Origin of the sequence: Streptomyces fragilis (genome assembly GCF_003112515.1) — a bacterium.
Lineage (GTDB): Bacteria > Actinomycetota > Actinomycetes > Streptomycetales > Streptomycetaceae > Streptomyces > Streptomyces fragilis.
The window spans coordinates 79389-105326 of record NZ_BEVZ01000001.1; the positions used below are offsets into that span (position 1 = coordinate 79389).

19 protein-coding genes and 1 pseudogene are annotated in these 25938 nt (G+C 73.2%); 5 read left to right on the forward strand and 15 right to left on the reverse strand.

All coding sequences use genetic code 11. The annotated features are described in order from the left end of the window. Positions 1-117: 117 nt before the first annotated feature. The 3 genes and pseudogenes from Sfr03f_RS00335 to Sfr03f_RS00345 all read right to left on the reverse strand — a co-directional run bounded on the left by Sfr03f_RS00335 (position 118) and on the right by Sfr03f_RS00345 (position 3793). Entirely contained in the window at positions 118-1350 is a 1233-nt protein-coding gene (locus Sfr03f_RS00335) for a LysM peptidoglycan-binding domain-containing protein (RefSeq protein WP_108951626.1), read from the reverse strand. Positions 1351-1485: 135 nt separating this feature from the next. Beyond that, positions 1486-1680 (reverse strand): annotated as a pseudogene (locus Sfr03f_RS30990) (cytochrome P450); the annotation flags it as partial. 52 nt (positions 1681-1732) lie between these two features. Further along, the gene (locus Sfr03f_RS00345) at positions 1733-3793 is read right to left on the reverse strand and encodes a recombinase family protein (RefSeq protein WP_108951627.1); all 2061 of its coding nucleotides are present in this window, start codon (positions 3791-3793) and stop codon (positions 1733-1735) included. A 379-nt stretch (positions 3794-4172) separates the two neighbouring features. On the opposite strand from Sfr03f_RS00345, the gene Sfr03f_RS00350 reads away from it, so the two are divergent. Beyond that, entirely contained in the window at positions 4173-5420 is a 1248-nt protein-coding gene (locus Sfr03f_RS00350; protein ID WP_108951628.1) for a cytochrome P450 family protein, read from the forward strand. 114 nt (positions 5421-5534) lie between these two features. Here Sfr03f_RS00350 and Sfr03f_RS00355 read toward each other — a convergent pair whose 3' ends face one another. From Sfr03f_RS00355 to Sfr03f_RS00375, 5 genes are all read right to left on the reverse strand, one after another. Beyond that, complete coding sequence (locus Sfr03f_RS00355) at positions 5535-6521, reverse strand: nucleoside triphosphate pyrophosphohydrolase (RefSeq protein ID WP_108951629.1); 987 nt, start codon at positions 6519-6521, stop codon at positions 5535-5537. Between the two features lie 52 nt (positions 6522-6573). Further along, positions 6574-7197, reverse strand: a complete 624-nt coding sequence (locus Sfr03f_RS00360; RefSeq protein ID WP_108951630.1) for a SurA N-terminal domain-containing protein — start codon at positions 7195-7197, stop codon at positions 6574-6576. 255 nt (positions 7198-7452) lie between these two features. Beyond that, positions 7453-9000 (reverse strand): serine/threonine-protein kinase, encoded by a 1548-nt coding sequence (locus Sfr03f_RS00365; protein ID WP_108951631.1) that lies wholly within the window; start codon positions 8998-9000, stop codon positions 7453-7455. Then, the gene (locus Sfr03f_RS00370) at positions 8997-9656 is read right to left on the reverse strand and encodes a hypothetical protein (protein WP_108951632.1); all 660 of its coding nucleotides are present in this window, start codon (positions 9654-9656) and stop codon (positions 8997-8999) included. The genes Sfr03f_RS00365 and Sfr03f_RS00370 overlap by 4 nt, the downstream gene beginning before the upstream one ends. Before the next feature lie 145 nt (positions 9657-9801). After that, positions 9802-12036 (reverse strand): N-6 DNA methylase, encoded by a 2235-nt coding sequence (locus tag Sfr03f_RS00375; protein WP_108951633.1) that lies wholly within the window; start codon positions 12034-12036, stop codon positions 9802-9804. A 350-nt stretch (positions 12037-12386) separates the two neighbouring features. On the opposite strand from Sfr03f_RS00375, the gene Sfr03f_RS00380 reads away from it, so the two are divergent. Beyond that, a complete protein-coding gene (locus Sfr03f_RS00380) occupies positions 12387-13229 on the forward strand; it encodes a DUF4190 domain-containing protein (protein WP_108951634.1) in 843 nt (280 codons plus the stop codon). A 156-nt stretch (positions 13230-13385) separates the two neighbouring features. Here Sfr03f_RS00380 and Sfr03f_RS00385 read toward each other — a convergent pair whose 3' ends face one another. Beyond that, positions 13386-15512: an N-6 DNA methylase gene (locus tag Sfr03f_RS00385; protein ID WP_108951635.1), complete on the reverse strand. Its 2127-nt coding sequence runs from the start codon at positions 15510-15512 to the stop codon at positions 13386-13388. Between the two features lie 205 nt (positions 15513-15717). Between Sfr03f_RS00385 and Sfr03f_RS00390 the strand changes: the two genes are divergently transcribed. Continuing rightward, positions 15718-16494, forward strand: a complete 777-nt coding sequence (locus Sfr03f_RS00390; RefSeq protein WP_108951636.1) for a hypothetical protein — start codon at positions 15718-15720, stop codon at positions 16492-16494. Positions 16495-16659: 165 nt separating this feature from the next. Here the strand turns inward: Sfr03f_RS00390 and Sfr03f_RS00395 are convergent, their stop codons facing one another. Both Sfr03f_RS00395 and Sfr03f_RS00400 read right to left on the reverse strand, forming a co-directional pair. After that, entirely contained in the window at positions 16660-17460 is an 801-nt protein-coding gene (locus tag Sfr03f_RS00395) for an HNH endonuclease family protein (protein WP_372514328.1), read from the reverse strand. A gap of 107 nt (positions 17461-17567) precedes the next feature. Beyond that, on the reverse strand, positions 17568-18464 hold the full coding sequence (locus Sfr03f_RS00400; RefSeq protein WP_108951637.1) for an SCO6745 family protein: 897 nt from the start codon (positions 18462-18464) through the stop codon (positions 17568-17570). A gap of 103 nt (positions 18465-18567) precedes the next feature. On the opposite strand from Sfr03f_RS00400, the gene Sfr03f_RS00405 reads away from it, so the two are divergent. After that, entirely contained in the window at positions 18568-19170 is a 603-nt protein-coding gene (locus tag Sfr03f_RS00405; RefSeq protein WP_108951638.1) for a TetR/AcrR family transcriptional regulator, read from the forward strand. Between the two features lie 221 nt (positions 19171-19391). On the opposite strand, the gene Sfr03f_RS00410 is transcribed toward Sfr03f_RS00405, so the two are convergent. Then, positions 19392-20129 (reverse strand): flavin reductase family protein, encoded by a 738-nt coding sequence (locus Sfr03f_RS00410; protein ID WP_108951639.1) that lies wholly within the window; start codon positions 20127-20129, stop codon positions 19392-19394. 56 nt (positions 20130-20185) lie between these two features. Here Sfr03f_RS00410 and Sfr03f_RS00415 point away from each other — a divergent pair, with 56 nt between their 5' ends. After that, a complete protein-coding gene (locus Sfr03f_RS00415; protein WP_108951640.1) occupies positions 20186-20914 on the forward strand; it encodes an ArsR/SmtB family transcription factor in 729 nt (242 codons plus the stop codon). A 79-nt stretch (positions 20915-20993) separates the two neighbouring features. Here Sfr03f_RS00415 and mfd read toward each other — a convergent pair whose 3' ends face one another. The 3 genes from mfd to Sfr03f_RS00430 all read right to left on the reverse strand — a co-directional run bounded on the left by mfd (position 20994) and on the right by Sfr03f_RS00430 (position 25921). Continuing rightward, positions 20994-24542: a transcription-repair coupling factor gene (mfd, locus tag Sfr03f_RS00420; protein ID WP_108951641.1), complete on the reverse strand. Its 3549-nt coding sequence runs from the start codon at positions 24540-24542 to the stop codon at positions 20994-20996. Between the two features lie 220 nt (positions 24543-24762). Continuing rightward, positions 24763-25284 (reverse strand): SUKH-3 domain-containing protein, encoded by a 522-nt coding sequence (locus Sfr03f_RS00425; RefSeq protein ID WP_108951642.1) that lies wholly within the window; start codon positions 25282-25284, stop codon positions 24763-24765. 115 nt (positions 25285-25399) lie between these two features. Further along, on the reverse strand, positions 25400-25921 hold the full coding sequence (locus Sfr03f_RS00430; RefSeq protein ID WP_108951643.1) for a YwqJ-related putative deaminase: 522 nt from the start codon (positions 25919-25921) through the stop codon (positions 25400-25402). Between the last annotated feature and the right edge of the window lie 17 nt (positions 25922-25938).

Below are 25938 nucleotides of genomic sequence, written 5' to 3' on the forward strand. Positions count from 1 at the left end.
CCATCTCTCACTTCTCCGGAATCAGACATTCCAGGACGAAAGGGTGGGTAACTCCCCCGATTTTGCCCGACTTTCACCCCGCCTGATCGTCTCGTCCGCTCCTGCCGCCGGCCCCGTTCAGGCCGGGAGCGACAGCTTCGTGCCCGCCACCAGACGGTTCGGGTCGTCCCCGATCAGGTCCTCGTTGGCCTCGTACAGGGCGCGCCAGCCGCCCTGCACGTCCTGCGACTTGGCGATGGAGATGAGGCTCTCACCGGCCTGCACCGTGTAGGTGCCCACGGGGGCCGCGTGACGGCCCGAGGAGCCGCTCGTGGTCTCCGTGCTCTCCTCGGCGCTCGCCCCGCGGTGGCGGCCGGAGCCGGAGGAGGCGTCCGCGTCCTCCTCCGCGGCGGCGTCGTCGCCGAAGAGCGGGGTGTCGTCCCCGAACAGCGGGTCGCCCTCGCCGTCGAGCAGCGGCGCGTCCTCGTCGGACGAGCCGGTGTCGCCGGTCTCCTCCTGGCCCGTGTCGCCCTTGTCCTCGCCGTCGCCCTTGCCGGTGCCGTTGTCGCCCTGGTCGCCGGACTGGCCGCCGCCGTGCTCGCCCGTGTCGCCGCCGCCGACCTCGGGCAGGTCCGGGACGACGGGGGCGCCGGTGCCGGTGTCGACCAGGCCCAGGTCCTCACCGAGGTCCAGACCCTGGCCCTGGTCCTGGCCGGCCTCCTGACCGAGGTCGAAGGACCCGCCGTCCGCCGGTGCGTAGTCGCCGCCGGGGAAGAGGCCGTGGCCCCCGCCCCGGAGTGCACCCTGGTCGGTGTCGCCGGCCGCCCCGGCCAGGCCGCCGCCGCGCGCCTCGTCGGCCCGCCCGGCGTCGGAACCGCCGGTGCGGTCGCCGCCGGCGGATCCCCAGCCGGAGGCCGAACCGTCGAACGCGCCGGTGTCCGTCACGTCGCCGGTGCGCAGCGCGTCCACGCCGGTGTCCACCTGGGCGGCGGGGGCGTCCTCGCGCAAACCGTTCATCGCACCGCAGGCGAGCCACGGAGTGGCGCCCTGCTCGGCGAGGATGGGCTCGGCCACGGCGATCTGCTGCGAACGGCTCGCCTCGGCCGGGCTGGCGGCGTACGACAGGCCGCCGTTCTCCTTCCACTGGTCCTGGGTGAGCTGGAGACCGCCGAAGAACCCGTTACCGGTGTCGGCGCTCCAGGCACCTCCGCTCTCACACTCGGCGACCCGGTCCCAGGTCGCCCCGTCGGCCGCGCTCGCGCCGGAGGCCGCGAACAGCGGCAGGGCGAGGGCGGACCCGGTCACGCCGGCTGCGACGACGACCGCCGGCGCCTGACGGGGGCGGCGGTGACGACCGTTTCCGGAGAGCATGCGGATGCCTTTCGTCGACTGCTGTGGGCGCGCGACCGCGCCCGGCAGGCCGCCGGGGGGTCGCCACGTCTGTGCGGGAACGTAGCCGGTGATCAACGTTCGTCACAACTCGATGTCGCGGAGAACACACGAACATCACAGAACTGTCGAACTATTGCTTCCACTTGGTCCCGTCTCGGCAGTGAACTCGACCGGAAGAGTCCGCAGGCCACGCATGATGAGCCCGCCGCGCCAGCGCAACTCCTCGGGCGCCGCTCCGAGTTGGAGGTCGGGCAGGCGAGTGAGCAAGGTCGCGAGAGCGGCGCGGCCCTCGAGGCGGGCGAGCGGGGCAGTCACTCGCGCTCGGCGGAGTGAGTGAGCAACACGTTGGCGCAGTCGCCGATCAGGTCGACCGTGAGCTCTCAGCCCTGATGTGGCAGGGAAGAGAAGAAACGTGATGTGAGGAGGACAACTCCGCCTCGCTCTTCGGCTTGTCCAGCGCATTCCCGGTGTTCACCTCCACCAGCAGGCCGACGCCGAGTTGCGCCACGATCCGAAGCGTCGGCAGGGTCGGCCGCCTGTAGGCCGGTACCCCCCTCTTGTCTGCCCCGAGGGCTGTCATGACGTCCTTCCAGGCGCCCTCCTTCCACCACGTCAACTGGCGTTCGCGGATGGCGTTCACCGGACCGAAGGTCAGCGGCATACCCACCCAGGACAGACCGTGGCGCAGGCGGTGCAGCATTCCCCTGTACTGCTCACGGATGTCGTACTTGCCAGCGAAGTGTTTCCTGCGCCGGCCGTGGAAGTAGCCACGCAGCACTTCGAGGACGGTCTCCCATTCCTCGTCGGTCGGATCCGGCGGGACGAGCATCCCCGTCTCGTGGTGCCAGTCGGTCACCTCGCACCGGACGCCGGGCTTCGCCGTGTTCTCCACGGGGCCGGGGTGAATCTCCAGCTTCAGCATGGCGAAGATGTCCGCCCGCTCCTCGGGCGTCATGGTGTCCAGGTGCTCGGGGGCGTTGCTGACGATGCCCACGAGACGGCGGACCCGGTCCTCCTGCTCGGCATGCTGGTCGAGCCACTGCTGGGCGATGGCCCTCTCCTTTGCCAGCCGCTGCTTCTCCCCTTCAAGACTCCTGACGGCCGCGTCGAGCACCTGCGGGGAGACGCCCGCGCGGACGTACTCAGGCACGCGCTGCTGAAGGAGGGTCTCCTGCTGCGCGATCTGCTCGGTGTAGGCGTGGACGCGCGCCTCGTACTTCGCGCGGTCCCCGGGCAGGGTCCTGACGCGTTCCCCGGCCATGTCGCGCAGCCGGCGCTCGTCCTTGAGAAGTCCGCTGAGCGGCGTCCACACAGCCTCTTCGATCTCGTCGGCTCCGAAGGAGGGCTCACCGCACGAAGCGCCCTTGACCGTGAGTCCGTTGCACCGGTAGGCCCGCCGCTCGGCGGTGCCACCGCCGACGTAGTCCTGTCCGCAGCGGCCCTTGATGTGGTTCGACAAGGGGTAGGGGCGGTCGGCTTTCCGGGCGTTCCTGAAGCCCACTTCCTTGAGCCTCTCGACCAGGGTGTTGGCGCGAGCCTCGTCGAAGATGCGGGGTACGGCGATCTTGAGGGTCTCGCCGTGGACGGGGCTGCCGTCCTCGTGGCGCAGGGTGGTGTTCTTCCCGTTGCCGCGGTTGGCCTTCCGGTAGAGGACGTATCCGTGCTGGATGGACTCGTGGCGCAGCCGGGCGCGGAGGTTGGCGGCCGACCAGGGGACCCCGCTGCGGGTGTAGTGCTTGCGCCGGTTCAGTTCTTCGGCGGTCTCGCTGATGTTGAGGCCGTCGTCCACGAGAAGGGCGACGGCGACGGACAGCACCATCGCCTCATGGGAGTCGGTCACGAGGACGGTGAACTTCTTCCGCCTGCGTTCGGCGACGAGGGGCGAATTCTCGGCGATGCGGTATCCGTACGGGGCGGGACCGCCGGGCCAGCCTCCGTAGCTGATCTTGAGCTCGCGGCCTGCGACGGTGCGTTCCTTGATGCGTCGCCACTCCGTCTCGGAGAAGGTGACGTACTGCATGAACTGCTGCCAGCCGTTCTCGGTGGAGGTGTCGATGCCCTCCGCGACCGAGATGAAGTGGATGCCGATGTCCGCCATGTTCCAGGCCCACTGGTAAGCCGCCCTGGCGGTGCGGCCGATGCGGTCGACCTTGGGGACGAGGATGCGGTTGAAGTTCTGGCCCTTGCCGTCAGCGACAAGGCGGTCCATGTCGGGTCGGCTCTCCAAGGCTCCGGAGGCGGCCCCGTCCACGTAGTCGTCGTAGAGCGTGGTCCCAGGGTGGCGGGAGAGCCACTCGTTGCAGATCCGGTCCTGCTCTTCCAGGCCGAAGCCGTCGAGTTGGTCCGGGGTGGATACGCGCCGGTACTTGGCGACGACGAGCGCCGCCGTTTCCTGGGCGCGCGGGCGTGCCACAATCGGCATGGTTCAGTCCTCCGCGACTGTTCCCTCCCCGGGGTGTTCCCGCACCGCCGGGTTGGTGTCGGCCCTCGTCCGCTCCTCGGAGCGGACGAGGGCCGGTGCTGTTTTGTGGCAAAAGCTACCCGTACGAGCCCGACGAAGAGGGCTTGTCGGAACCTTCTCGCTCGAACGGGAGAAGTGGTGGCCAGGCGGGCCTGGGCAACGGCCCGCCGGGGCCGCCGGCACCGCGCTCCGCGAGTGATTGCCGTTCATCCGAACGAGTTAGCGGCGCTTACCGGACATCACGACTGGAGCAGCACGACTGCCGGCGGCTCCGCCGTGAGCAGGCACTGCGCCTGAGCATGGGTCCCTCGGTTACCGGGCGGGAGGTACCGTCCCCTGTGTGAGTGGCGATGTGGTTCCTGAACTCTTCTCGTGGTCGTTCGCGAGCAACCCGTACCCGGCCTACGGGCAGCTGCGGGAATCGTCTCCGGTGTACTGGACCCGCCTCCCCAGCGGGGTCGAGGCGTGGCTGGTGACGCGATACGCGGACGCGCGGGCGGCCCTGGCAGACCAGCGTCTGTCGAAGAATCCGGTGCACCACGCCGAAGACGCCGAGGGTCGCGGGAAGACCGGCATCCCGGGCGAACGAAGTGCCAACGTGATGACGCACCTGCTGAACATCGACCCGCCTGATCACACCCGGTTGCGCCGACTGGTTTCCAAGGCATTCACTCCCAAGCGGGTGGCTGCTTTCGAACCGCGGGTGCAGGAGCTGACGGATCGCCTTCTGGATGGTTTCGCCGATCGGGGAAGCGCCGACCTGATCCACGAGTTCGCGTTCCCTCTGCCGATTTACGCGATCTGTGATCTGCTCGGCGTTCCGCAGGAGGACCAGGACGACTTGCGGGACTGGGCGGGCATGATGATCCGCCACGGTTCCGGGCCGCGCGGCGGGGTGGCGCGGGCGGTGAAGAGGATTCGCGCGTACCTGGCGGAGCTGATTCACCGCAAGCGGGGAGCGCTGGGGGACGACCTGATCTCCGGGCTCATCCGGGCGAGCGATCACGGCGAGCATCTCAGCGAGGACGAGGTGGTCGCGATGTGCTTCGTGCTGTTGTTCGCGGGTTTCGAGACGACCATCAATCTGGTGGGTAACGGGGCACTGGCGTTGCTGCGGAATCCGGAGCAGCGGGCGGTGTTCCAGTCGGCCCTGGAGGCCGGCGATACGGAGCTGCTGGATTCGGCGGTCGAGGAGTTGATCCGCTTCGACGGTCCGGTGGAAATCGCAACCTGGCGTTATGCGCGTGAGGCCGTGGAGATCGGCGGCGAGAGGATCGCGCCGGGCGATCCGGTGCTGGTGGTGCTGGCGGCTGCGGACCGTGATCCGGCCCGGTTCGGGGAGCCTGACCTGCTCGACCTGGGCCGGCAGGACAACCAGCACCTCGGGTACGGCCATGGCATCCACTACTGCCTGGGGGCGCCTCTGGCGCGGCTGGAGGGGCGGGTGGCGCTGGGGTCGCTGTTCACCCGGCTGCCGGATCTGCGGCCGGCTGTGGAACCGGAGGAGCTGCGCTGGCGGGGAGGGTTGATCATGCGGGGTGTACGGACGCTGCCGGTGGAGTTCACCCCCCGTATCGCGGAAAGCTGAGTCCCCCTCGCCCGACGCGCGGATCAGGCCCACGCCGCTCCGTCCTGCGGGCATTCGTGCCGCTGGGCGACGGTGCCCCTGCTCAGGAGACGTGAGGGCGGCGCGGGACCGGGTTCAGGCGTTCGGGGGGCCCGCTGCCTCGGCGGTGCGGATGGCGTCGCGGTAGGCGCGGGCGGCGGCGCGCAGCGCGGACTCCGGGTCGACGCCCGCCTCCTCCGCGCGGACCGCGAGGGTCAGCAGCTCGTAGCCGACGCCCTCACCCGCCGGGAGCGCCGCGTCGAGTCCCGCCTTGCGGGCCCGCGACGCCAGTTTGGCGGTGAGTGCCAGCGCCGGCTGCCCGAGCGGCACCCCCTCGGTGACCGAGGACCGCTGCTTCTCGACCGCCTTGGTGCGCAGCCAGTGCTCCTCCACCTCCTCCGGCGTCGCCGCGGACTCCTCGCCGAAGACGTGCGGATGCCGGTGGATCAGCTTGGCGACCAGGCCGCCCGCCACGTCGTCCACGGAGAACGGCTCCTCGGCGTCCTCCTCGGCCATCCGGGCGTGGAAGACGACCTGCAGCAGCACGTCCCCCAGCTCCTCGCGCAGTTCCTCGCGGTTGCCCGTCTCGATCGCCTCGACCAGCTCGTACGCCTCCTCCAGCGCGTACTTGGCGAGGCCCTCGTGGGTCTGCCGGGAGGTCCACGGGCAGTCGGTGCGGACCCGGTCCATCACCGCGACCAGGTCCAGGAGCCGCGCTCCGGGCAGGTCGTAGGAGGCGGGCAGCAGTTCCAGGTCGGGCATCGCGACGCGGCCGGAGCCGGCCATCCGGGCCAGGCCGTCGGTCAGCGCGGGCTCTCCCTCGCCGCCGGCGACCACCACCACGGTGCGCCCGCCGGCCGCCGCGTCCACCAGCTCCTGGGCGGAGGGCGAGGCCTCCTCCACCGTCACCCCGGCCTCCCGCAGGTACGGCAGCTGCGGGTGCGTGCCGTCCGCGCAGAGCACCCGGTCCGCCTCGCGCAGGACGCGCCAGGCGGGCCAGGACAGCAGACCGGGGGCGACCCGGTGGCTGGTGGTGAGCAGGACGACGCGGCCGGGGGCGTCGGGCGAGGCGTTGGCGTTCACCCTTCGAACGTAACGCAGCGGTGCGCCGGCTCCCGCCCCCGGCCCCCTCGGCTCAGGCCTCGACGTCCCGCACCCACGGGGTCTTGAGGTCGACCCGCGCGCTCTTGTCGGCGTCCCAGGTCCCGTAGCGCGGGTTGAGCTCGACGCCGAGGTCCTTGGAGGCGTCGGCGAGCGCCTTGGTGAAGGCGGGGCTGTCGGTCTCGGTGCCGAGCCGCTGCGCCAGCTCGCCCGCGGCGACCTGCAGGCGCAGGTTCTCCTCCAGCCGCGCGGGAGCGACGCCGTACTGCTGGAGCCAGGTGTTCCGGAGCCCCTTCTCCCCGCCGAGCTGCCGCTCCAGGTTGGTCCGCAGGTCCTGGACCTCCTTGGGCGTGACGGTGACGCCCGCCTCCTCGGCGGCGTGGTGCAGCACCCGGTCGACGACCATGGACTGCACGGTGAACCGGGCCAGCGACCCGGACTGCGCGACGACCTGCCGGTACTGCTCGTCGTCGGGGACCACGGCGCGCTGGGCGTCGCGCACCTCGCGGACCCGCTCCTCGACCTGGGCCTGGGTGATCCGCTCCCCGCCCACCACGGCCGCGGCGCCCGGGTGCGCCTCGGTTCCGCAGGCGGTGAGCAGTGGCGCCGCGAAGGCGGCGGTGAGGAGGAGCGCGGTACGGCGACGGCGGCGTTGCAAGGAAACCTCCCGTTGGAGTTTGTGCTTTGGTGCACAAAGTCTTGCGGTGATCGATGGTAGGCAGCGCCGGGGCTGTGAACCAGCCCCTGGCGCCAACGTCGTGCCAACGATCGGGAAGTCCCGCCGCAACCGGCGAGCGCCGCGCGTTGCCCGGACGGGTGCCCGCCCGTCCGGACGAGGCGGGTGTCGGCCCCCGGACCGGCCGCGGGGCGGCTGCGGGGTCGGCGCGGGGCCGACGCGGGGTCGGCCTCGGGGTCAGCCGCCCATCTGGCCGAGCCACTGGAGGGTGCGGCGCAGGTCGCCGACCAGGGGGTGGGCGGGGCCGTGCAGGCGTTCCACGTCCAGGGCCAGGCGGGCCAGGGTGTCGTGGGCGGCCTGGCGGTCGCCGAGGGCGAGCAGCAGGTGCCCGATGCGGCGGCGCAGGTCGTGGGCGCGGGCCGGGTCGCCGCCGGCGTACGGGTTCTCGTAGGCGGGCAGCAGCGCGCGGTACTCGGCGAGCGCGGCGGTGGCCTCGCCGAGCTGCTCCAGGCACAGCGCGGCGTCGAAGCGGAAGCCGAGCGCCTGCCGGTCGTCGTGTCCGGCCTCGGCGGCGCGTTCCTCGGCGAGGCGGCGCAGCTCGGGCAGGGCGCGGCGGTACTGGCCGTCGTCCATCAGGGTGGCGGCGTACAGCTTGCGCAGGGTGCGCACCACCGGGGAGCGCTCGCCGTGCTGGTCGGCGGCGTCCGGGAGGATCGCGCCGAGGAGGTCCACGGCCTGGGTGATCCGCCCGTCGCCGAGGAGCCGCTTGACCTCGTCCACGGCGTCGGCCACGGCCGGCTTGGCCGCCCTGGAGGCCGCGGGGCCGACGGGGGGCGGCGGGGTGACGGGCCGCGGGGCGGGTGTGCGGGCGCGGTCGGGCCAGGGCGCGTGCGGGCGCAGGAAGGGCCGGGTGGGGTCCAGCGGCGCGCCGCTGGGCAGCCCTCGCTCCGGGAGCAGCGGCAGCAGCGCCTCGTAGACCTCCTGGGCGGAGGACGGGCGGTTCTGCGGGTCCTTCTCCAGCAGCCGCAGCACCAGGCGCTCCAGCGGCTCGGGCACCTCCGCGCGCAGCCGGCGCAGCGGCAGCGGCGGGTCGTAGAGGTGCCGGTGCAGGACGCCGAGCGCGGTGGTCCCGGCGAACGGGACCTCGCCGGAGAGGAGTTCGTGGAGCACCACGCCGAGCGCGTACAGGTCGGTGTAGGGGCCTACGGCGCCGCCCATGGCCTGCTCGGGCGCCATGTAGGCGGGCGAGCCGATGGGCGAGCCGGTGTGGGTGAGGCGGGTGGTGTCGGAATCCATCACGGAGGCCACGCCGAGGTCCAGCACGGTCACCGTGCCGTCCTGCTTGACCATGACGTTCCGCGGCTTGAGGTCGCGGTGGACGATCGGCACCGCGTGCACCGCGCTGAGCACCGCGCACAGCTGGGCGGCGACGGCGGTCGCCCACGGCCAGGGGTACGGGTCGTGCTCGGCGAGGTGGTCGGCGAGGTCCGCGCCGTCGACGTACTGCATGACCAGGAACAGGTCGTCCTGCTCGCTGCCCGCGTCGTGGACGGTGACCAGGCCGGGGTGGTCGACCTGGGCGGTGACCCGGCACTCGCGCAGGAAGCGGCGGCGCAGTTCCTCCGCCTCGGCCCCGGCGACCCGGTCGGGGCGCAGCAGCTTGACGGCGACGCGGCGGTCGAGACGTCGGTCGTAGGCGGTCCACACCTGGCCCATGCCGCCCTGCCCTATCAGCGTGGACAGCTCGTAGCGTCCGGCGACGACACGGCCGGTGGTGGTGGTCACCTGACGTCCTCCGGGCCGCCGTCCTGCTTGCGCAGCAGTTCGCTGAGTTCGTCGAGCTCGGCGCGCACCTGGTCGATGCGGCCGCCGGGCGCGGGAGTGGTGGGCGGCGGGGGCGTGTGGGCCGCGGCCGGGGTGTGGCTCGGGGTGGGGGTGTGGTGGGGCGCGGGTGTGTGGCCGCCGCCGGACCAGGTGCCGGGCTGCTGCTGCGGGAGCACGGGGTAGCCGTAGGGGCCGGTGTTCTGCGGGTAGCCGTACGCCCTGGCGTGACCGTGCCCGTGCCCGTGCCCGGCGAGCGCGGCGTCCGCCTGCCGGCGCCGCTCGTCGAAGTGCCGGATGTCCGCGGCCAGGTAGTAGGAGACGACGGCGAGCATCGTGAGCAGCAGCAGCAGCACGCCGACCGTCTCGGCGGGGGTGTCGACCTCGTCGTCCGGCTCCGACAGCAGCAGCGCGACGGAGACCACCAGCAGGACGAAGGAGAGGCCGCAGAGCACCCAGTCGACGGTCTTGCGCGTGACGATCGCCAGCCGCAGCAGCGGGACCCACATCAGGAAGCCGATGCTGCCGAGCGCGATCGTCACGAAGAGGATCCGCAGGAAGACCAGCAGTCCGGTGGTCGGCGGCGGAGCGACCGGGTGGTGATGGCCCTGGCCCTGCATGGCATCTCCTGTGTTGAATCGACGGCTTCGAGCAGGGTACTGGCCGGTTCGCGTGCCTGGCCCCGGAGTCCGGGATCCGTTTCCGGATCGCAGCCGGGGGTGGCGTGCGGGGGCGGCCGCGGAGGCGGCTGGGGGTGAGGGAGCGTCAGTGGGGAGCGAGGACGCCGTCGGTGAGGGCGTCGTAGGAGCCGCGGACCAGGCGCGTGCCGAGGGCGGCGGCCTGGCGCAGGGCCGCCTCGAACTCGTCGAGGGCGCGGAACCGCTCGCCGTGGCGGCGCTGGTCCTCCAGCGGCAGCCTCGGTACCCGCAGGCGGCGCACGTCCAGCCGGGTGGCGGTGGAGGCGAAGCTGCTGGCCCGGCGCTGATTGGCCGTGCCCCGCAGGAAGCCCGCGAGGAACCAGGGGTCGAGGGTGCCGGGATCCGGCCGCAGCAGCACCAGGTTGCGGCCCAGGACCACGCCCGCCGCCCCGTCGCCGATCACGCGGGCCACCGCCTCTCCCCCGGTCACCGGGAGCACGACGTCCCCGGCCCGTGTGACCACGGGCTCGTCCTCGCCTGTCCCGTCCTCGGGCAGCGTGCCGGAGGGCGCCGCGCCCGTGACGACGTCGTGGTCGGTCAGCACCCGGGCGCCTCGCCTCCCGCCTGCCCCGCCCTGCAGGAGGGTGAGGACCCCGCCGCGGACGAGCTCCCCGACGGTGGTGACCGGGCCGGGGCCGCCGGCAGCGGGCGCGTCGCCGGACGGCGGGAGCGGGGCCAGGTCGGCGGTCAGCCGGAGGGTGTCGCCGAGGCGTTCGCGCACGACGGTGAGTTGTTCGGCGGCCTGGGCGGTGACGGGCGGGGGCAGGTGCCGGGCGGGGGTCAGGTCGACGTCGTCGTCCAGCAGGTCGATCACCGTGACCGCACGGGCGACACCGGGCCACTCGTCCAGCGTTCCGTCGCGGTCGAAGCTGCGCCAGAGGCCCAGCGCCACCTCCCGCACGGCTCCGCAGTCCCGCCCCGGCCGGAAGAGAACGCCGGACACCGACGCGTCGGCCCCGGGGGGCGCGGATGCGGAGGGCGCGGGGGCGGGGGACGCGGGGGCGGGGGGCGCGGGGGCGGAGGGCGCGGGGGCGGAGGGCGCGGGGGCGGAGGCTGCCGAGACGTGGTTGCCGGCCGCCGAGAGGTCCGCCGCCCGTGCCTCGGGGGCGAGGACGTCGGTGGTGTCGGCCATCAGCACCTGCGCGGGGACGGGGCCGCGGCCGGGGCGGCGCAGTATCCACAGGTGGAGCGGGAGGCCGTGCGGGGGCGCGCTTCCGGCGGGCAGGGCGATGACCGCGCGCAGCGCGCCCCGACGCAGCAGGTCGGCACGGATCCGGCGGCCGGAGCGGCGCGAGGCGGCGGCCGGCGGCATGAGGAGCACGGCGGTCCCGCCCTCGTGCAGACGGGCCAGCGCGTGCTGCACCCAGGCCAGCTCGGACTCGGTGCGCGCCGGGAAGCCGTACCGCCAGCGGGGGTCGTGGGCGAGGTCCTCGTGGCCCCAGTTGCGCTCGTTGAACGGCGGATGGCACAGGACGACGTCCGCCCGCAGGGAGGGGACGGCGTCGGCGCGCAGGGTGTCGGCGGTGGTGACGCGCACCGGGCCCGGGGTGTGGAGGGCGAGACGCAGGGCGGCGAGCGCGGCGAGGGCGGGGGCGCTGTCCTGACCGTGCAGCACCTGGCCGGGGTGGGGCCGCGCGGCGGCGCGCAGCAGGGCGCCGGTGCCGCAGGCCGGGTCGAGGACGACCCGAGGTGAGCCGGGACGGTCCGGGCCGTGCGCTGTCGCCAGGTCGGCCATCAGCCCGGCCAGGCCCGGCGGGGTGAGGGCGTGATGGCGGGCGTCCGCGTACCGGTCGAGCAGGAACTCGTAGGTGTGGCGCGGACCGTTCGCCGCGGCCAGCTCGGCGACGCCGCGCAGCATCGGTGCGGCAGAGGCGAGGGCGGGGGCGTCGGGCGCGGCCGGAGCGTCCGGACCGAGGCGCAGGGCGAGGAGGTGGGCGAGGTCCGCCGGCAGGAGGGCGGCGAGCCGTTCGTCGGAACCGGCGGCGAGCTCCAGCCAGCGGGTGGGCCGCTCGTGCACCAGGAGCAGCACGCAGCCCGCCTGCACGAGAGCCGCGGCCGTTCCCTGCCGGTGTCCGGCCACCTGCTGCCAGACCCGTTCACGCAGCGGGACCTCGACCAGCTTCCCCTGCCGCCGCAGCCACTGCTCCACCTCCGCGAGGAGGAACGCCGGGCTCGTCTCCGTGCCGCCGACCGGCTTCGGGAAATCTCCGTGCCTGCGACGCCAGTTGCTGACCGCCGCCCGTCCCACACCGGCGAGCCGGGCGATGCCGGCGGCCGTCACCACGGTCGCGTCCTCCTGCACGGGGCCCCTCTCCCTCGTTCGGTGGGCCGAGCATAGCTACAGGATCATGACGCTCACAGCGCGTAAAGAGCACTGCCGTGAAACATGGTTGACAGCGTCCACACCCACGGCGGTGCCACCTGGCGGGACGTCGGATCAGAGCCCTCGCTGCCGCCGAAGCGGATCCGCGATCCCCGCCTCCCTCCGGACGTCACTGGGCGACTGTTCACACTCAGGTCCCCGATTCATCACAAGACCGTCTCGGCCTCCGGAATCTGGTTGATTGGGTTCACAACCCATGATCTCCTTGTGCGTGCTGCACGTGGACACGACAACGGGCGGCAGTCACGACCCTTGGAGGGGGAACCCGCATGTCCCAGCAGATGCCTTACGCGCCCGTACCGCCGCCGCCCATGCCGCCGTACCAGCAGCCGCCGAAGAACGGCATGGGTACCGCCGGCCTGGTGCTCGGCATCATCGCCCTCGTGCTCACCGCCACGGTCATCCTTTCCGCGCTCGGCGGCGTGCTCGGCATCCTCGCGCTGGTCTTCGGCATCATCGGCATCAGCAAGACGAAGAAGGGCGAGGCGACCAACAAGGGCGCGGCCGTCACCGGTGTGGTGCTCGGCGCCCTCTCCGTGGTGGCCGCCGCCGCCATCACGATCGCCTCGGTCTTCCTGGTCAACAAGCTGGGCGACGACATCGCCAAGGACCTCGACCGGCTCGAGAAGGAGGCCGGCAGCACGAGCGCGCCGCTGGATCCGGGTACCGAGGAGTCCGCGGACGAGGCGGGCCCCGAGGGTGAGGCCGCGAACGGCAAGCCCTTCACCATCGACGAGGTGGCGGAGTGGGAGGACGGCGTCAGCGTCAGCATCGACAAGATCGCCAAGTTCTCGCCGAGCGACGTCTCCGCGGGCCACGAGAAGGGCAACGACGCGTACAAGGTGACGGTCGTCGTGGAGAACACCACCAAGAAGAACTACAAGCTGGCGAACCTCATGGTCGACGCGACCGCCGGCGAGAACGGCACCCCCGGTTCGCAGGTGTTCGACTTCGACTCCGGCCTGGAGCTCAACGCGGGCACCGTCGCGCCGGGCAAGAAGGCCACCCTCGTCTACGGCTTCAGCGTCGAGGCGGGTGCCAAGAGCATCGACCTGTCGATCACCCCGGACTTCATGTCCGAGCCGGTGGTCTGGGAGCTCAAGACCCCCTGACCCGCACCCCGCGCGACCGTTCACGGGTCGCCGCCCGCACACGGTGAAAGGGCCGCCCCCGTCGGGGGCGGCCCTTTCACCGTCCCTCCCCGTTCCGGTCGCCGAGGTCTGCGGGGAACCGGAGCGGTACGCGGGAGCGCACGGGGTGAGGGGGGGTCAGACCGGGGGCAGGACGCCGTCGGTGAGGGCGTCGTAGGAGCCGCGGACCAGGCGCGTGCCGAGGGCGGCGGCCTGGCGCAGGGCCGCCTCGAACTCGTCGAGAGCGCGGAACCGCTCGCCGTAGCGGCGCTGGTCCTCCAGGGGCAGCCTCGGCACTCTCAGGCGGCGCACGTCCAGCCGGGTGGCGGTGGAGGCGAAGCTGCTGGCCCGGCGCTGATTGCCCGTGCCCCGCAGGAACCCGGCGAGGAACCAGGAATCGAGGGTGTCGGGGTCCGGCCGCAGCAGCACCAGGTTGCGGCCCAGGACCGCACCCGCGGCTTCGTCGCCGACCACGCGGGCGACGGGCTCGCCTCCGAGCACGGGCAGGACGACGTCCCCGGTCCGCGTGACGACCGGCTCCTCGTCGCCGGTGCCGTCGTCGGGCAGCGCGCCGGAGGGCGCCGTGCCGGCGAGGACGTCGTGGTCGGTCAGGACCGGCAGACCGCGACGGCCGCCGGTACCGCCCTGCAGGAGGGTGAGGACCCCGCCGCGGACGAGCTCCCCGACGGTGGTGACCGGGCCGGGGCCGCCGGCGCCCGGGGCGGGCGCGAGGTCGGACGGTGGGAGCGGGGCCAGTTCGGCGGTCCGCCGGAGGGTCTCGCCGAGGCGTTCGCGCACGACGGTGAGCTGCTCGGTGTCCTGGGCGGTGACGGGCGGGGGCAGGTGCCGGGCGGGGGTCAGGTCGACGTCGTCGTCCAGCAGGTCGATCACCGGGACCGCGCGGACCCGGCCGGGTTCCTCGGCGACGTCGCCGTCGCGGTCGAAGGACCGCCAGGCGTTCAAGGCGGTTTCGCGGACCTCGCGCCGGTCGGTCTCCGGGCGGCCCCCCGTGCCGCCGGAGGTGTCGACGAGCAGCAGCCGGGGCTGGGCCGGTGTGACGCCGGGGCGGCGCAGCACCCACAGGTGGAGCGGAAGGCTGTGCGGGGGCGCGCTCCCGGCGGGCAGGGCGATGACCGCGCGCAGCGCGCCCCGGCGCAGCAGGTCGGCACGGATCCGGCGGCCGGAGCGGCGCGAGGCGGCGGCCGGCGGCATCAGGAGCACGGCCGTGCCGGTGTCCTTGAGGCGGGCGAGGGCGTGCTGGACCCAGGCGAGCTCGGACTCGGTGCGGGCGGGGAAGCCGTACTCCCAGCGGGGGTCGTAGGCGAGGTCCTCGTGGCCCCAGTTGCGCTCGTTGAACGGCGGATGGCACAGGACCGCGTCGGCCCGCACCGCGGGGAACGCGTCGGCGCGCAGCGTGTCGCCGGGGGCGGTGTGCACCGGCCCGGGGGTGTGCAGCGCCAGCCGCAGGGCGGCGAGCGCGGCGAGGGCGGGGGCGCTGTCCTGGCCGAGGAGCACCGGCTCGGGGTGGGGCCGGGAGGCGGCGGCGCGCAGCAAGGCGCCGGTGCCGCAGGCCGGGTCGAGGACGACGCGGGGTGCCGCGCGGTCGCCGTCGCCCCCGTCGCCGCCCGGCCCGGGCACGGTCTCGGCGAGGTCGGCCATCAGCTCGGCCAGGCCGGGCGGGGTGAGGGCGTGGTGGCGGAGGTCGACGAACCGGTCGAGGAGGAACTCGTAGGTCTGGCGCGGACCGCTCCCCCCGGCCAGCTCGGCGACACCCCGCAACAGGGCCGCCGACGCCAGGAGTTCGGGCCCGGCGGGCACCCGGACGGCCCGCGGGCCGTCCGGTCCGCCCGCCTCTGTGGAGGCCGCAGTGCCACCGAGGCGGCGGGTGAGGATCTGCTCGAGGTCCGCCGGCAGGAGGGCGGCGAGCCGCTCGTCGGAACCGGCGGCGATCTCCAGCCAGCGGGTGGGCCGCTCGTGCACCAGGAGCAGCACGCAGCCCGCCTGCACCAGGGCGGCGGCCGGGCTCTCGGGGTGACCCGACACCTGCTGCCAGACCCGTTCACGCAGCGGGACCTCGACCAGCTTCCCCTGCCGCCGCAGCCACTGCTCCACCTCCGCGAGGAGGAACGCCGGGCTGGTGTCCGTGCCGCCGACCGGCTTCGGGAAGTCCGCGTGCCGGCGACGCCAGTTGCTGACCGCCGCCCGTCCCACACCGGCGAGCCGGGCGATGTCGGCGGCCGTCACCTCGGTCGCGTTGTCCTGCACCAGGCACTCCCCTCGGACGGCTAGGAGCAGAGCATAGCCATCAGGACGCCCGGTACACAGCGTGTACGGGCATTAATTTGTGAACCTGGTTGACCCCGTTCACACAATCGTGCTGTCATGGTCCTGCTCGACCGGCCCGTGCAGCGTCTTCGCGGCCGCCGGACACCTGCCGCTGTCTCCAGGACCTGAGAAGGAACCACCTGCCATGCGCTCTTCCACCCGTACCGCCGCCCGGCTGACCGCGGCCGCCGCCACCGCCGTCCTGCTCGTCACCGGCTGCCAGTCCGGCACGGACGCCAAGGACTCCAAGGGTTCGAAGGACTCCAAGGGCAGCGGTCAGGAGGAGGTCTTCGCGGGCCTGTCCGGCGAGCAGATCGCCGACAAGGCCCTGAAGGCCACCACCGACGCCGAGTCGCTGCGTTTCGCGGGCTCGGTGCCGGACGAGGAGACCGGCAAGACGATGACCCTGGACATCGCCATGAACAACAAGGGCGAGTGTGCGGGCACCGTCAGCCCCGAGGGCGAGGGCACCATGGAGATCATCCGCACCGGGAAGACGCTGTACATGAAGCTCGACGAGAAGTCCCTGCGCGCCCAGAACAAGGACCAGGACAAGGCGACCGTCGACGCGATGGTCGACATGATCGGCGGCAAGTGGGCCAAGACCTCGGCCGAGGGCGCCGCCGACGTCGCGGAGATGTGCAACGTCGACACCGTGCTGGACGAGCTCGAGGGTGCGAGCACCGCCGGCTCCAAGCGCGGCAAGGAGACCGAGCTCGCCGGCACCCCGGCCTTCACCGTGACGGCGAAGGAGGGCAAGGGCTCCACCACGATGTACGTCGCCACCGAGGGCAAGCCCTACCTGCTGCAGGTCGACACCACGGAGAGCGGTTCCCCGGTCTCCCTGAAGTTCAGCGACTACGACAAGCCGGTCCCGACCGGCGCCCCCAAGGGCGAGATCGTGGACCTCGACAACCTCTGAGCCGACCCCGGCGGCCTCCGGGCCGGTCTCCGAGTCGCCGTACCGGCCGCGGGGCCGCTCTCCGTCCACACGGGGAGCGGCCCCGCGGCCCGTTCGGCGGCCGTCACGGCGAGGGCGAACGCGCTCCCGGTCGCTCCCTCGCCCTCGCGGGCACCCGGGTTCGCGTCAGCCGCCGCACTGCTTGAGCATGGCCGCCTTGTCCGCCTTGGTCACCGGGAGTTCGTACTTCAGGGACACCTGGGCGAAGCGCACCGCGTAGGCGCAGCGGATCTGCTTGTTCGGCGGGACCCAGGCCGCCGGGCCGGAGTCGCCCTTGGACGAGTTGGTCGGGCCGTCCACCGGCAGCAGGTTGAGCGGGTCGTTGGCGATGGCCTTCCGCTTGTCCTTCGACCAGCGGGACGCGCCCATCTGCCAGTCGTAGGACAGCGCCATCACATGGTCGATCTGCACCTCGGCGGCGTCCGCCTTGGCCCAGTCGATCTCCTTCCCCGTGTAGGGGTCCGCGAGCGTCATCTCCACGACCACGCAGTTCGAGCCGGAGCGGAACTTCACCTCGTCCCCGTCCCGCTTCAGCAGGTCGTTGCGGGTGTCGCAGCCGTTGCGGGAGAAAGGGACATCGGCAGTGTCCAGCCACGCCTCGCCGAACTCGTCACGGTCGTAACCCGTCTTGGGGCCGCGGCCCTTGACGGTCACCTTCTCGATCAGGTCACGGGCCTTGGCGCGGTCGGCGTCCGAGGACACCACCGCGAGGCCCGGCTTGGTGCCGTCCGGGTTGTCGAGCGGGCTGACGGCGCGGCCTGCGGCCGCCGCCGGGCCGGTCGGTGAACCGGCGTGATCGGACGGCGAGTTGTCGAGGGAGCCTTCCGGCATCTCGCACCCGGAGACCAGTACCGCCGCCGCCGCCGCGAGAGCGGGCAGGACACCGAGGGCTCGTCGGCGGTCGCCGCCCGGCCTTCTGTTGCGCATAGTTCGCTACCTCCGGTCGTGTCGGAACTGCACGAACTGATGCGATCATGCCCCCGGCGGTGGCGTGCATTCCGGCCCTCACCCGTACGGGTCGGCGACGGCCGGGCTCACACCTTGCCTATGCCCAGGGCGTTGTCGGCCGGCAGCAGGCCGGAGGCGATCACCGTCACCCAGAAGTCGCCCAGCAGATCGGCGAGTCGGGTGGTGTCCGCGGCGCCCGACGCCCGCCAGGGCGCCGAGGCCAGCCGGTCGGTCTCCCGCTCCACGCGCTCACGCAGCGCCCTGCCCTCCTCCGTGGCCGTACCGGCCTCCGTCACCAGGCCGCGACCGGCCAGCCGGCTCCGGGCGGCCTCCCACTCCTGCGCGCTCCACTCCCTGCTCGCGAGGGTCTGGCGGCTGGCGGCACCGATCGCCTCGAAGGAGACCAGCGCCTCCACCGGGTCGAGCCCGGCCGTCATCAGTGCGGCCACGTGCCCGTCACCCCGGTGCTCGCGCAGGATCGTCGCCGCGTGCCACAGCTGGAGGTGCGGCTCCCGCGGCCAGGGCAACTCGGCGTTGGCCGCGGCCAGCGGCCTGCCGGCGAGGTCGGCGGCCTCGGCCGCACGCCGGGTGAGCGCAGCCGCGGCGCGTATCTCCGGGCCGTCCACCCGCTCGCCGAACAACGAGCGGTAGGCGCGGTCCACGCCCCGCAGCCGCGCCGCCAGAACCTCCTCCGGGCTCGCCACCTCCCACACGGCCGGCAGCTGCCGCTCCACCATCCGCGGGCTCATGCTGTAGAAGGCCGAGGCCGCCCGCACGGCCCCGACGGCGCCGAGCGGAGCGGCCCGGAAGGCGAAGTACGAGGGCCACCGCTCCTCCACGTCGTAGCCCAGGGCCGCCGCCTCCTCGAAGGCCTCCGGGGCGTAGTAGAGGACCGCGTGCAGCGGTTCGAGAAGGTGCCAGATCCGGCGGACCTCGGTGAGGCCGACCGCTGCCGCGGCTGTGGTTCCGGTCTGCTCGGCCATGAGATGCCTCCACCGTCGGTGAGGAAGAACCCGAACTTGTCACTGTCCAGATTGAACGGCGGGGCAGAACTTGTCAATGGCCAGATCGGAGTAACCTGGTCCCATGGCCACCACCCGCCCGACGCCCCCGGACCGCCCGTACCACCACGGCGACCTGCGGCGCGCGATCATGTCCGCCGCCCTGGAGGCCATCGCCGCCGAGGGCCCCGCGGCGCTGAGCCTGCGCGACCTCGCCCGCCGGGCCGGCGTCTCGCACGCCGCGCCCGCCCACCACTTCAAGGACCGCGCGGGCCTGCTCACCGCCATCGCCGCCGAGGGGCACGAACTGCTCGCCGACGCGCTGCGGTTGGCCGGTGACCTGCGGGAGGCCGGCGTGCGCTACGTCCGCTTCGCCCGCGAGCACCCGGCGCACTTCCAGGTGATGTTCAGCCCGCAGCTGCTGAGGCCCGACGACGTCGAACTGGTCACCGCGCAGGCGCTGTCCGGCGCCGCGCTGCGGGACGCGGTGGCCGGGGTCCCGGATCGCGACCGCGGGGTGGAGGCCCGGCTGGCGGGCGTCGCCGCCTGGTCCCTGGCCCACGGCTTCGCCACGCTGCTGCTGGCGCACAACCTGGACGACGCACTCGACGGAGGCGACCCCGAGGAGACGTTCCGTGAGCTGGCCACGACGTTGTTCCGCCCCGGAGGCGGCGCGGACACTCCGTAGGCACGGCGGCTTTCCCGACCCCGCCGCGGGGGCGGCCCCCGGCTCCCGATGTGCGGGGGCTCCCAACCCGGCCGAGCAGCGGGAGGCTCAAGAACCCGGCCGAGCGCCTGGACCGGCCGGACGAGCGCGGCGACACGCCGGCGTGGAGGGAGTCGGTCGCCGGGGCATCCCACCCGACGTCGCCGCCGGGGAAGCGGACGCGGCGGACGCCCCCTGCGCGATCAGGACTCCGCTGCCGCCGGCTTCGGCCAGGCCACCCGGTCTCGGTCGGGCGCCGTGCCGGCGAGCGCGGGCTCCGCGCCAGGTCCCTGGAAGGTGCGGGGTGTCCGGGTGCGGTAGGAGTGGCCGAGTTCCGGGCCGAGTCCGAAGTAGTGGCGGAAGTTGTAGATGAGGGGGCTCCAGGCGGCGGGGTCGATGTGGTCGGTGCCCGGAACGACGATGCGGGAGTCGGCGTGCACCTTGCGCACGACGGTCTCGACGATGAGGAAGTCCCCGGAGACGTCAGGCCGCACCCGCTCGGCACGGGCCTCCAACTGGATCGGGCATCCTGCCACGCGAGGAGGCCGGACCAGATGGGAGGGCTCGCAGGTCAGGCCTGCGGCGGCGAACTTGTCCGGCTCGAAGCGGCAGCCTTCGGGCTTGCTGGGGGGCACTGGATCGCGGCCGGTCAGTGGCGCCAGCCGCTCCACGGCCGGCCACTGGGCCGGGGATGGCAGGTTGATGACCAGGTCGGGGCGGCTGCCGAGGTTGTACGCGGTGTGCCCCTCCCGGCCCAGTCCGATGACGACCGTCCGCCCGAGGGCCCATGCGGAGGAGACCGGGGCGAGGTTGAACGAGCCGTCCTGGTTCTCCGTCGACAGGAGCACCACCGGCGTCCCGAAGTACAGGATGCTCGGCTCGATCTCCAGGTGGGTGGCGGCAGTCTGTGCGGGCAGGGTGCTGGGAGGTGCCGTGTTCATGGTGAGAAACCTAGGGTCCGGTCATTTCGGCCATGGCCGAAACGTCACGGGGGACAATGGACCGCATGGACACGCAGCGCGCGCAGGTGGCCGGGCCCGATCTGGCCACCGTGGCGAAGCTTCTGGCCGACGGGACGCGGGCAGGCTTCTGTCTGGCCCTGCTCGACGGCCGGGCTTGGACGGCGACGGAACTGGCACGTCACGCGGGGGTGGCGCCCTCGACCGCGACCGAGCACCTGCACGCGCTCGTCCGCGGAAACCTGCTGGCCGAGGAACGACAGGGCCGCCACCGCTACGTACGTCTGGCCGGTCCACAGGTCGCCGAGCTGATCGAGAGCCTCGCCGCGATGGCACCGGAACGCACCCCGGCACCCCGTACCCTGTCGGCGGCCGGCCGCCGGCAGGCCCTCGCCCTCGCCCGCACCTGCTACGACCACCTCGCCGGGACCGTCGGGGTCGCCATCACCGATGCGATGCTCGAGCGCAGGCTGCTGAACCTGGAGCGGGGACTCGGGCTCACCAGCGCCGGAGCGACCTGGCTCGAGAACCTCGGCGTCACCGTCCCGGCCTGCACGCGACGACCGTCGGTACGGTCATGCCTGGACTGGACCGAACGCCGCCCCCATCTGGGCGGCGCCGTCGGTGCCGCCCTGTGCCGGCACGCGTTCGACGCGGGCTGGGTCACTCCCGTCGGCACCACGCGCGCCGTCACCGTCACCTCCCTCGGCCGGCAGGCACTCCGCCGCCACCTCGGCCTGTCCGACGAACTGCTGCCGCAGACATGACCGGTTCCGGCAGACCGGAGCCCTCGCCGACACCGCCGTCCCTGAGGCCGCGTGACCCGTATGCCGGCGACACCCCCTCCTAGGACAGGACCGTCGTCAGGAACTCCCCGGTCCAGGACAGCAGTTCGCGCCCCGTCAGCGGCTTGCCGCCGATCTTCGCGGTCTTGGGCCGCGGCACCAGCACCTGCTGCGCCGTCGCCTTGATGACCGTCCCCGGGTACACCCGCTTGAGCCGCAGCTCCTGCGACTCCCGCAGGTCCACCGGCGCGAACCGGATGTTGTTGCCCTGCAGCACGATCTCACCCACCCCGCAGGACCGGGCCAGCATCCGCAGCCCCGCCACCAGCAGCAGGTTCTCCACCGGCTCCGGCAGCTTGCCGTACCGGTCCACCAGCTCCTCACGGACCGCCGCGACGTCCTCCTCCGAGTTGGCGGAGGCGATCGAGCGGTAGGCCTGCAGACGCAGCCGCTCGCCCGGCGCGTAGTCGTGCGGGACGTGCGCGTCCACCGGCAGCTCGATCTTCACCTCCAGCGGCGGCGCCTCCTCGACGCCGCCCTCCAGCGAGGCCCGGTACTCGGCGACCGCCTCGCCGACCATCCGCACGTACAGGTCGAAGCCGACGCCCGCGATGTGGCCGGACTGCTCGCCGCCGAGCAGGTTGCCCGCGCCGCGGATCTCCAGGTCCTTCATCGCCACGTACATGCCCGCGCCCAGGTCGGTGTGCTGGGCGATGGTCGCCAGCCGCTCGTGCGCGGTCTCGGTCAGCGGCTTCTCCGGCGGGTACAGGAAGTACGCGTAGCCCCGCTCCCGGCCACGGCCGACCCGGCCGCGCAGCTGGTGCAGCTGGGAGAGGCCGAAGTTGTCGCCGCGCTCCACGATCAGCGTGTTGGCGTTGGCGATGTCGATGCCGGACTCCACGATCGTCGTGGACACCAGCACGTCGAACCGCTTCTCCCAGAAGTCGACGACGACCTGCTCCAGCGCCTGCTCCGACATCTGGCCGTGCGCCGTCGCGATCCGCGCCTCGGGCACGATCTCCCGCAGCCGCGCCGCCGCCCGGTCGATCGACTCCACCCGGTTGTGGATGTAGAAGACCTGTCCCTCGCGCAGCAGTTCGCGCCGGATCGCGGCGCCGATCTGCCGCTCCTCGTACGGGCCGACGAAGGTGAGCACCGGGTGGCGCTCCTCCGGCGGGGTGGTGATCGTCGACATCTCGCGGATGCCGGTGACCGCCATCTCCAGGGTGCGCGGGATGGGCGTGGCGGACATGGTGAGGACGTCCACGTTGGCGCGCAGCTTCTTCAGCTGCTCCTTGTGCTCGACGCCGAACCGCTGCTCCTCGTCGACGATGACCAGGCCCAGGTCCTTGAACCTGGTCTCCGAGGAGAACAGCCGGTGGGTGCCGATCACGACGTCCACCGAGCCGTCGCGCAGCCCCTCCAGGGTCGCCTTCGACTCCGCCTCCGACTGGAAGCGCGAGAGCGCCTTCACCTTCACCGGGAACTGCGCGTACCGCTCGCTGAAGGTGCCGAAGTGCTGCTGCACCAGCAGGGTGGTGGGCACCAGCACGGCGACCTGCTTGCCGTCCTGGACCGCCTTGAAGGCGGCGCGCACCGCGATCTCGGTCTTGCCGTAGCCGACGTCGCCGCAGATCAGGCGGTCCATCGGGACCGACTTCTCCATGTCGGCTTTCACCTCGGCGATGGTGGTCAGCTGGTCGGGCGTCTCCGCGTACGGGAAGGCGTCCTCCAGCTCCCGCTGCCAGGGGGTGTCCGGGCCGAAGACGTGTCCGGGGGCCGCCATCCGGGCGCTGTACAGCTTGATCAGGTCGGCGGCGATCTCCTTGACCGCCTTCTTCGCCCGCGCCTTGGTCTTCGTCCAGTCCGCGCCGCCCAGGCGGTGCAGGGTGGGCGCCTCGCCGCCGACGTACTTGGTGATCTGCTCCAGCTGGTCGGTCGGGATGTACAGCCGGTCGCCGGGCTGGCCCCGCTTGGCGGGGGCGTACTCGACCACCAGGTACTCGCGGGTCGCCCCCTGCACGGTGCGCTGCACCATCTCCAGGTAGCGGCCCACGCCGTGCTGCTCGTGCACGATGTAGTCGCCGGGCTCCAGGGTGAGCGGGTCGATGGTCTTGCGGCGGCGGGCCGGCATCTTCGCGCCGTCCCGGGTGGCGGTGCGCTGACCGGACAGGTCGGTCTCGGTGAGCACGGCCAGCTTCAGCACCGGGTCCACGAAGCCGTACTCGACGCTGCCGCAGGAGACGTGCACCAGCGACGGCGTCAGCTCGGTGAGGTCCTTGTCCATGCGGGCCGGGACGCCCTCGCCGCCGAGGACCTCGGTGATCCGGGCCGCCGGGCCGTGGCCCTCGGTGAGGAACGCGATGCGCCAGCCGTCGGCCACCCAGCCCTTGGCGTCCGCCAGCGCACGGGCCGTGTCGCCGCGGTAGGTGTCGGGGGCGTGCATGCCGAGCTTGAGGGTGTCGGCGGTCGCGTCGTCCGCGAAGTCGCCGGTGATCTCGTCGGCGGCGAACGGCGAGACGGACCACCAGAGCATGTCGAGCTGACGGGCCCGGTCGCGGACGTCCGCCATCGACCACAGGGAGGCCGCGCCGACGTCGATGGGAGCCTCGCCGCCGCCGGCCGTCGCCGCCCAGGACGCCTGGAGGAACTCCTGCGAGGTCGCCACCAGGTCGGTGGCGCGGGTGCGGACCCGCTCGGGGTCGCAGACGACCGCCATCGAGCCCTTGGGGAGCACGTCGAGGAGCAGTTCCATGTCGTCCACGAGGACCGGGGCCAGGGACTCCATGCCCTCGACGGCGATGCCCTCGGCGATCTTGCCGAGCAGTTCGCCCAGCTCCGGGTGTTCCTTGGCCAGTTCGGCGGCGCGGCGGCGGACCTCGTCGGTCAGCAGCAGTTCGCGGCAGGGCGGGGCCCACAGGCCGTGCTCGGCGACCTCGAGCGAGCGCTGGTCGGCCACCTTGAAGTAGCGGATCTCCTCGACGTCGTCGCCCCAGAACTCGACGCGGAGCGGGTGTTCCTCGGTCGGCGGGAAGACGTCGAGGATGCCGCCGCGGACGGCGAACTCGCCGCGGTTCTCCACGAGTTCGACGCGGCTGTACGCGGCGGCGGCGAGCGCCTCGACGACCTCGTCCAGGTCGGCCTGCTGCCCGGTGCGCAGGAAGACCGGCTCCAGGTCCCCCAGGCCCTTGACCTGCGGCTGCAGCACGGAGCGGACGGGTGCGACGACCACCTGGACGGGGCCGGCGCCCGGGTCGTCGGCGCTGGGGTGCGCGAGGCGGCGCAGCACGGCGAGGCGGCGGCCGACGGTGTCGCTGCGGGGGCTCAGCCGCTCGTGGGGCAGGGTCTCCCAGGACGGGTACTCCACGACGGCGTCCGGGTCGAGCAGCGAGCGCAGGGCGGCGGCGAGGTCCTCGGCCTCGCGGCCGGTCGCGGTCACCGCGAGGACGGTGCGGCCGGCGTCCCTGGCCAGCGCGGCCACCGCGAAGGGGCGGGCGGCGGGAGGGCCGACCAGGTCGACGTGGGTGCGGTGGCCCTCGGCGGCGGCGCGTACCGCGTCGGTGAGGGCGGCGTCCTTGACGACGGCGTCGAGCAGACCGTGCAGGCTCATGGAGGCCTTTCCGTCCAGCGGGGGTCCCGCGGGGTTCTCGTGTCACGCGAAGCGCCCGGTACGCGGGGCGGACCGGGGGTTCCAGCGTACGTCGCGCACGCCCTCGACGCGGCGCGTCCGCCACGGCGACCCTCCCCCGCCCCCCTGGGGGTCACCGGACCCCGTGCCGCCCCGAGGCTCCGGTGCGGGCGGGGCGCGGAGCGGGATCCGTGCGGCCGGCTCACGCCTCCGCGCGGGGGGCCGGGAGCTCCACGGCGGTGAGGCGGGTGGGGGCGGTGCCGGTGAGGAGGGCGGTGAGGGCCTGGTCGAGGGTGACGCCGAGGTACCAGTCACCGGCGTGGTCGAGCGCGTACACCCGCCCCACCGCGTCGACGGCCAGCAGCGCCCCGGTGTCCGCCTCCGCACCCACCGGGCACAGCTCCGTCCCCAGCGCCCGCCCGAGGTCCCCCAGCGTGCGCGCCATGTGCAGTCCGTGCATCGGGTCCATGTCCAGCACCGCGGGCGCCACCTGACGGCCCGGCCCGGACGGGGCGATCCGCAGGCCGCCGAACTCCGCCCACGCCTCCACCGCCGCCGGGAACACCGCGTGCGTGTGACCGGCCGGCGAGGCGTGCTCGCGCAGCGCGTCGGCCCACACCTCGGCCTGCCGGATGTCCCAGCGTCCCGGCTCCCAGCCGGCCGCGCGCAGCGCGACGTCGACGTGGACGGCGAAACGGGTCGAGGAGGTGCGCTCGGCTTGCATCAGGTACCTGGAGTCCTTCAGGACGGGACGGGCGGAGGCAACGGGCGGACGGCGGAGGACCGGGACGGTGGCGGACCGCGACGGGCGGCGGCGAGGAGCGGCGGCGGGCGGCGGCTCAGCCGCCGGCGCCCGGGTCGACCACCCGTACCCCGAAGTGGGCGGTGAGGGCTGCGCACGCCCGGCAGGGCTCGGCGAAGCTGCCGTGCAGCGGGTCGCCGTCCTCCCGGATGCGCCGCGCGGTCAGCTTGGCGTGTTTCAGGGCCTTGCGCGCCTCGCCGGCGGTCATGGGCCGGCGCGCGGCGCGCTTGTTGCGCGCCGCGTCGGCCGCGGCGATGTGCCGGGAGATCAGCAGCGCCTCGGCGCACCGGCCGGTGAACCGGTCACGCTGGTCGCTGGTGAGGGTGTCGAGGAAGTCCTGCACCAGCGGGTGCAGGACCGGACTCTGGTCGCCGCGGGCGGCCGTGCCGGTGAGCGTGGTGCCGCGGACGGACAGCGCGGCGGCCACCGTCGGGAGTATCCCGTCACGGCGGTGCAGCAGTACCGGAGCCACGGCGCCGTCCGCGCTGCTCCAGCCCACTCGCGGGTCCTGCGACGGACCGGACGGCGGTTCCGTCCCGGTGGTCTGTGCGGCCTGCATGATCGTTCTCACCTCCC

Bases quoted from the DNA above. Each gene is read 5' to 3' on its own strand.
- Sfr03f_RS00370 (WP_108951632.1), bottom strand. From the start codon at position 9,656: ATGCAGGGCCAGGGCCATCACCACCCGGTCGCTCCGCCGCCGACCACC.
- mfd (WP_108951641.1), bottom strand. From the start codon at position 24,542: ATGAGCCTGCACGGTCTGCTCGACGCCGTCGTCAAGGACGCCGCCCTC.
- Sfr03f_RS00405 (WP_108951638.1), top strand. From the start codon at position 18,568: ATGGCCACCACCCGCCCGACGCCCCCGGACCGCCCGTACCACCACGGC.
- Sfr03f_RS00430 (WP_108951643.1), bottom strand. From the start codon at position 25,921: ATGCAGGCCGCACAGACCACCGGGACGGAACCGCCGTCCGGTCCGTCG.
- Sfr03f_RS00345 (WP_108951627.1), bottom strand. From the start codon at position 3,793: ATGCCGATTGTGGCACGCCCGCGCGCCCAGGAAACGGCGGCGCTCGTC.
- Sfr03f_RS00400 (WP_108951637.1), bottom strand. From the start codon at position 18,464: ATGGCCGAGCAGACCGGAACCACAGCCGCGGCAGCGGTCGGCCTCACC.
- Sfr03f_RS00410 (WP_108951639.1), bottom strand. From the start codon at position 20,129: ATGAACACGGCACCTCCCAGCACCCTGCCCGCACAGACTGCCGCCACC.
- Sfr03f_RS00335 (WP_108951626.1), bottom strand. From the start codon at position 1,350: ATGCTCTCCGGAAACGGTCGTCACCGCCGCCCCCGTCAGGCGCCGGCG.
- Sfr03f_RS00380 (WP_108951634.1), top strand. From the start codon at position 12,387: ATGTCCCAGCAGATGCCTTACGCGCCCGTACCGCCGCCGCCCATGCCG.
- Sfr03f_RS00425 (WP_108951642.1), bottom strand. From the start codon at position 25,284: ATGCAAGCCGAGCGCACCTCCTCGACCCGTTTCGCCGTCCACGTCGAC.
- Sfr03f_RS00390 (WP_108951636.1), top strand. From the start codon at position 15,718: ATGCGCTCTTCCACCCGTACCGCCGCCCGGCTGACCGCGGCCGCCGCC.
- Sfr03f_RS00395 (WP_372514328.1), bottom strand. From the start codon at position 17,460: ATGCGCAACAGAAGGCCGGGCGGCGACCGCCGACGAGCCCTCGGTGTC.
- Sfr03f_RS00415 (WP_108951640.1), top strand. From the start codon at position 20,186: ATGGACCGCATGGACACGCAGCGCGCGCAGGTGGCCGGGCCCGATCTG.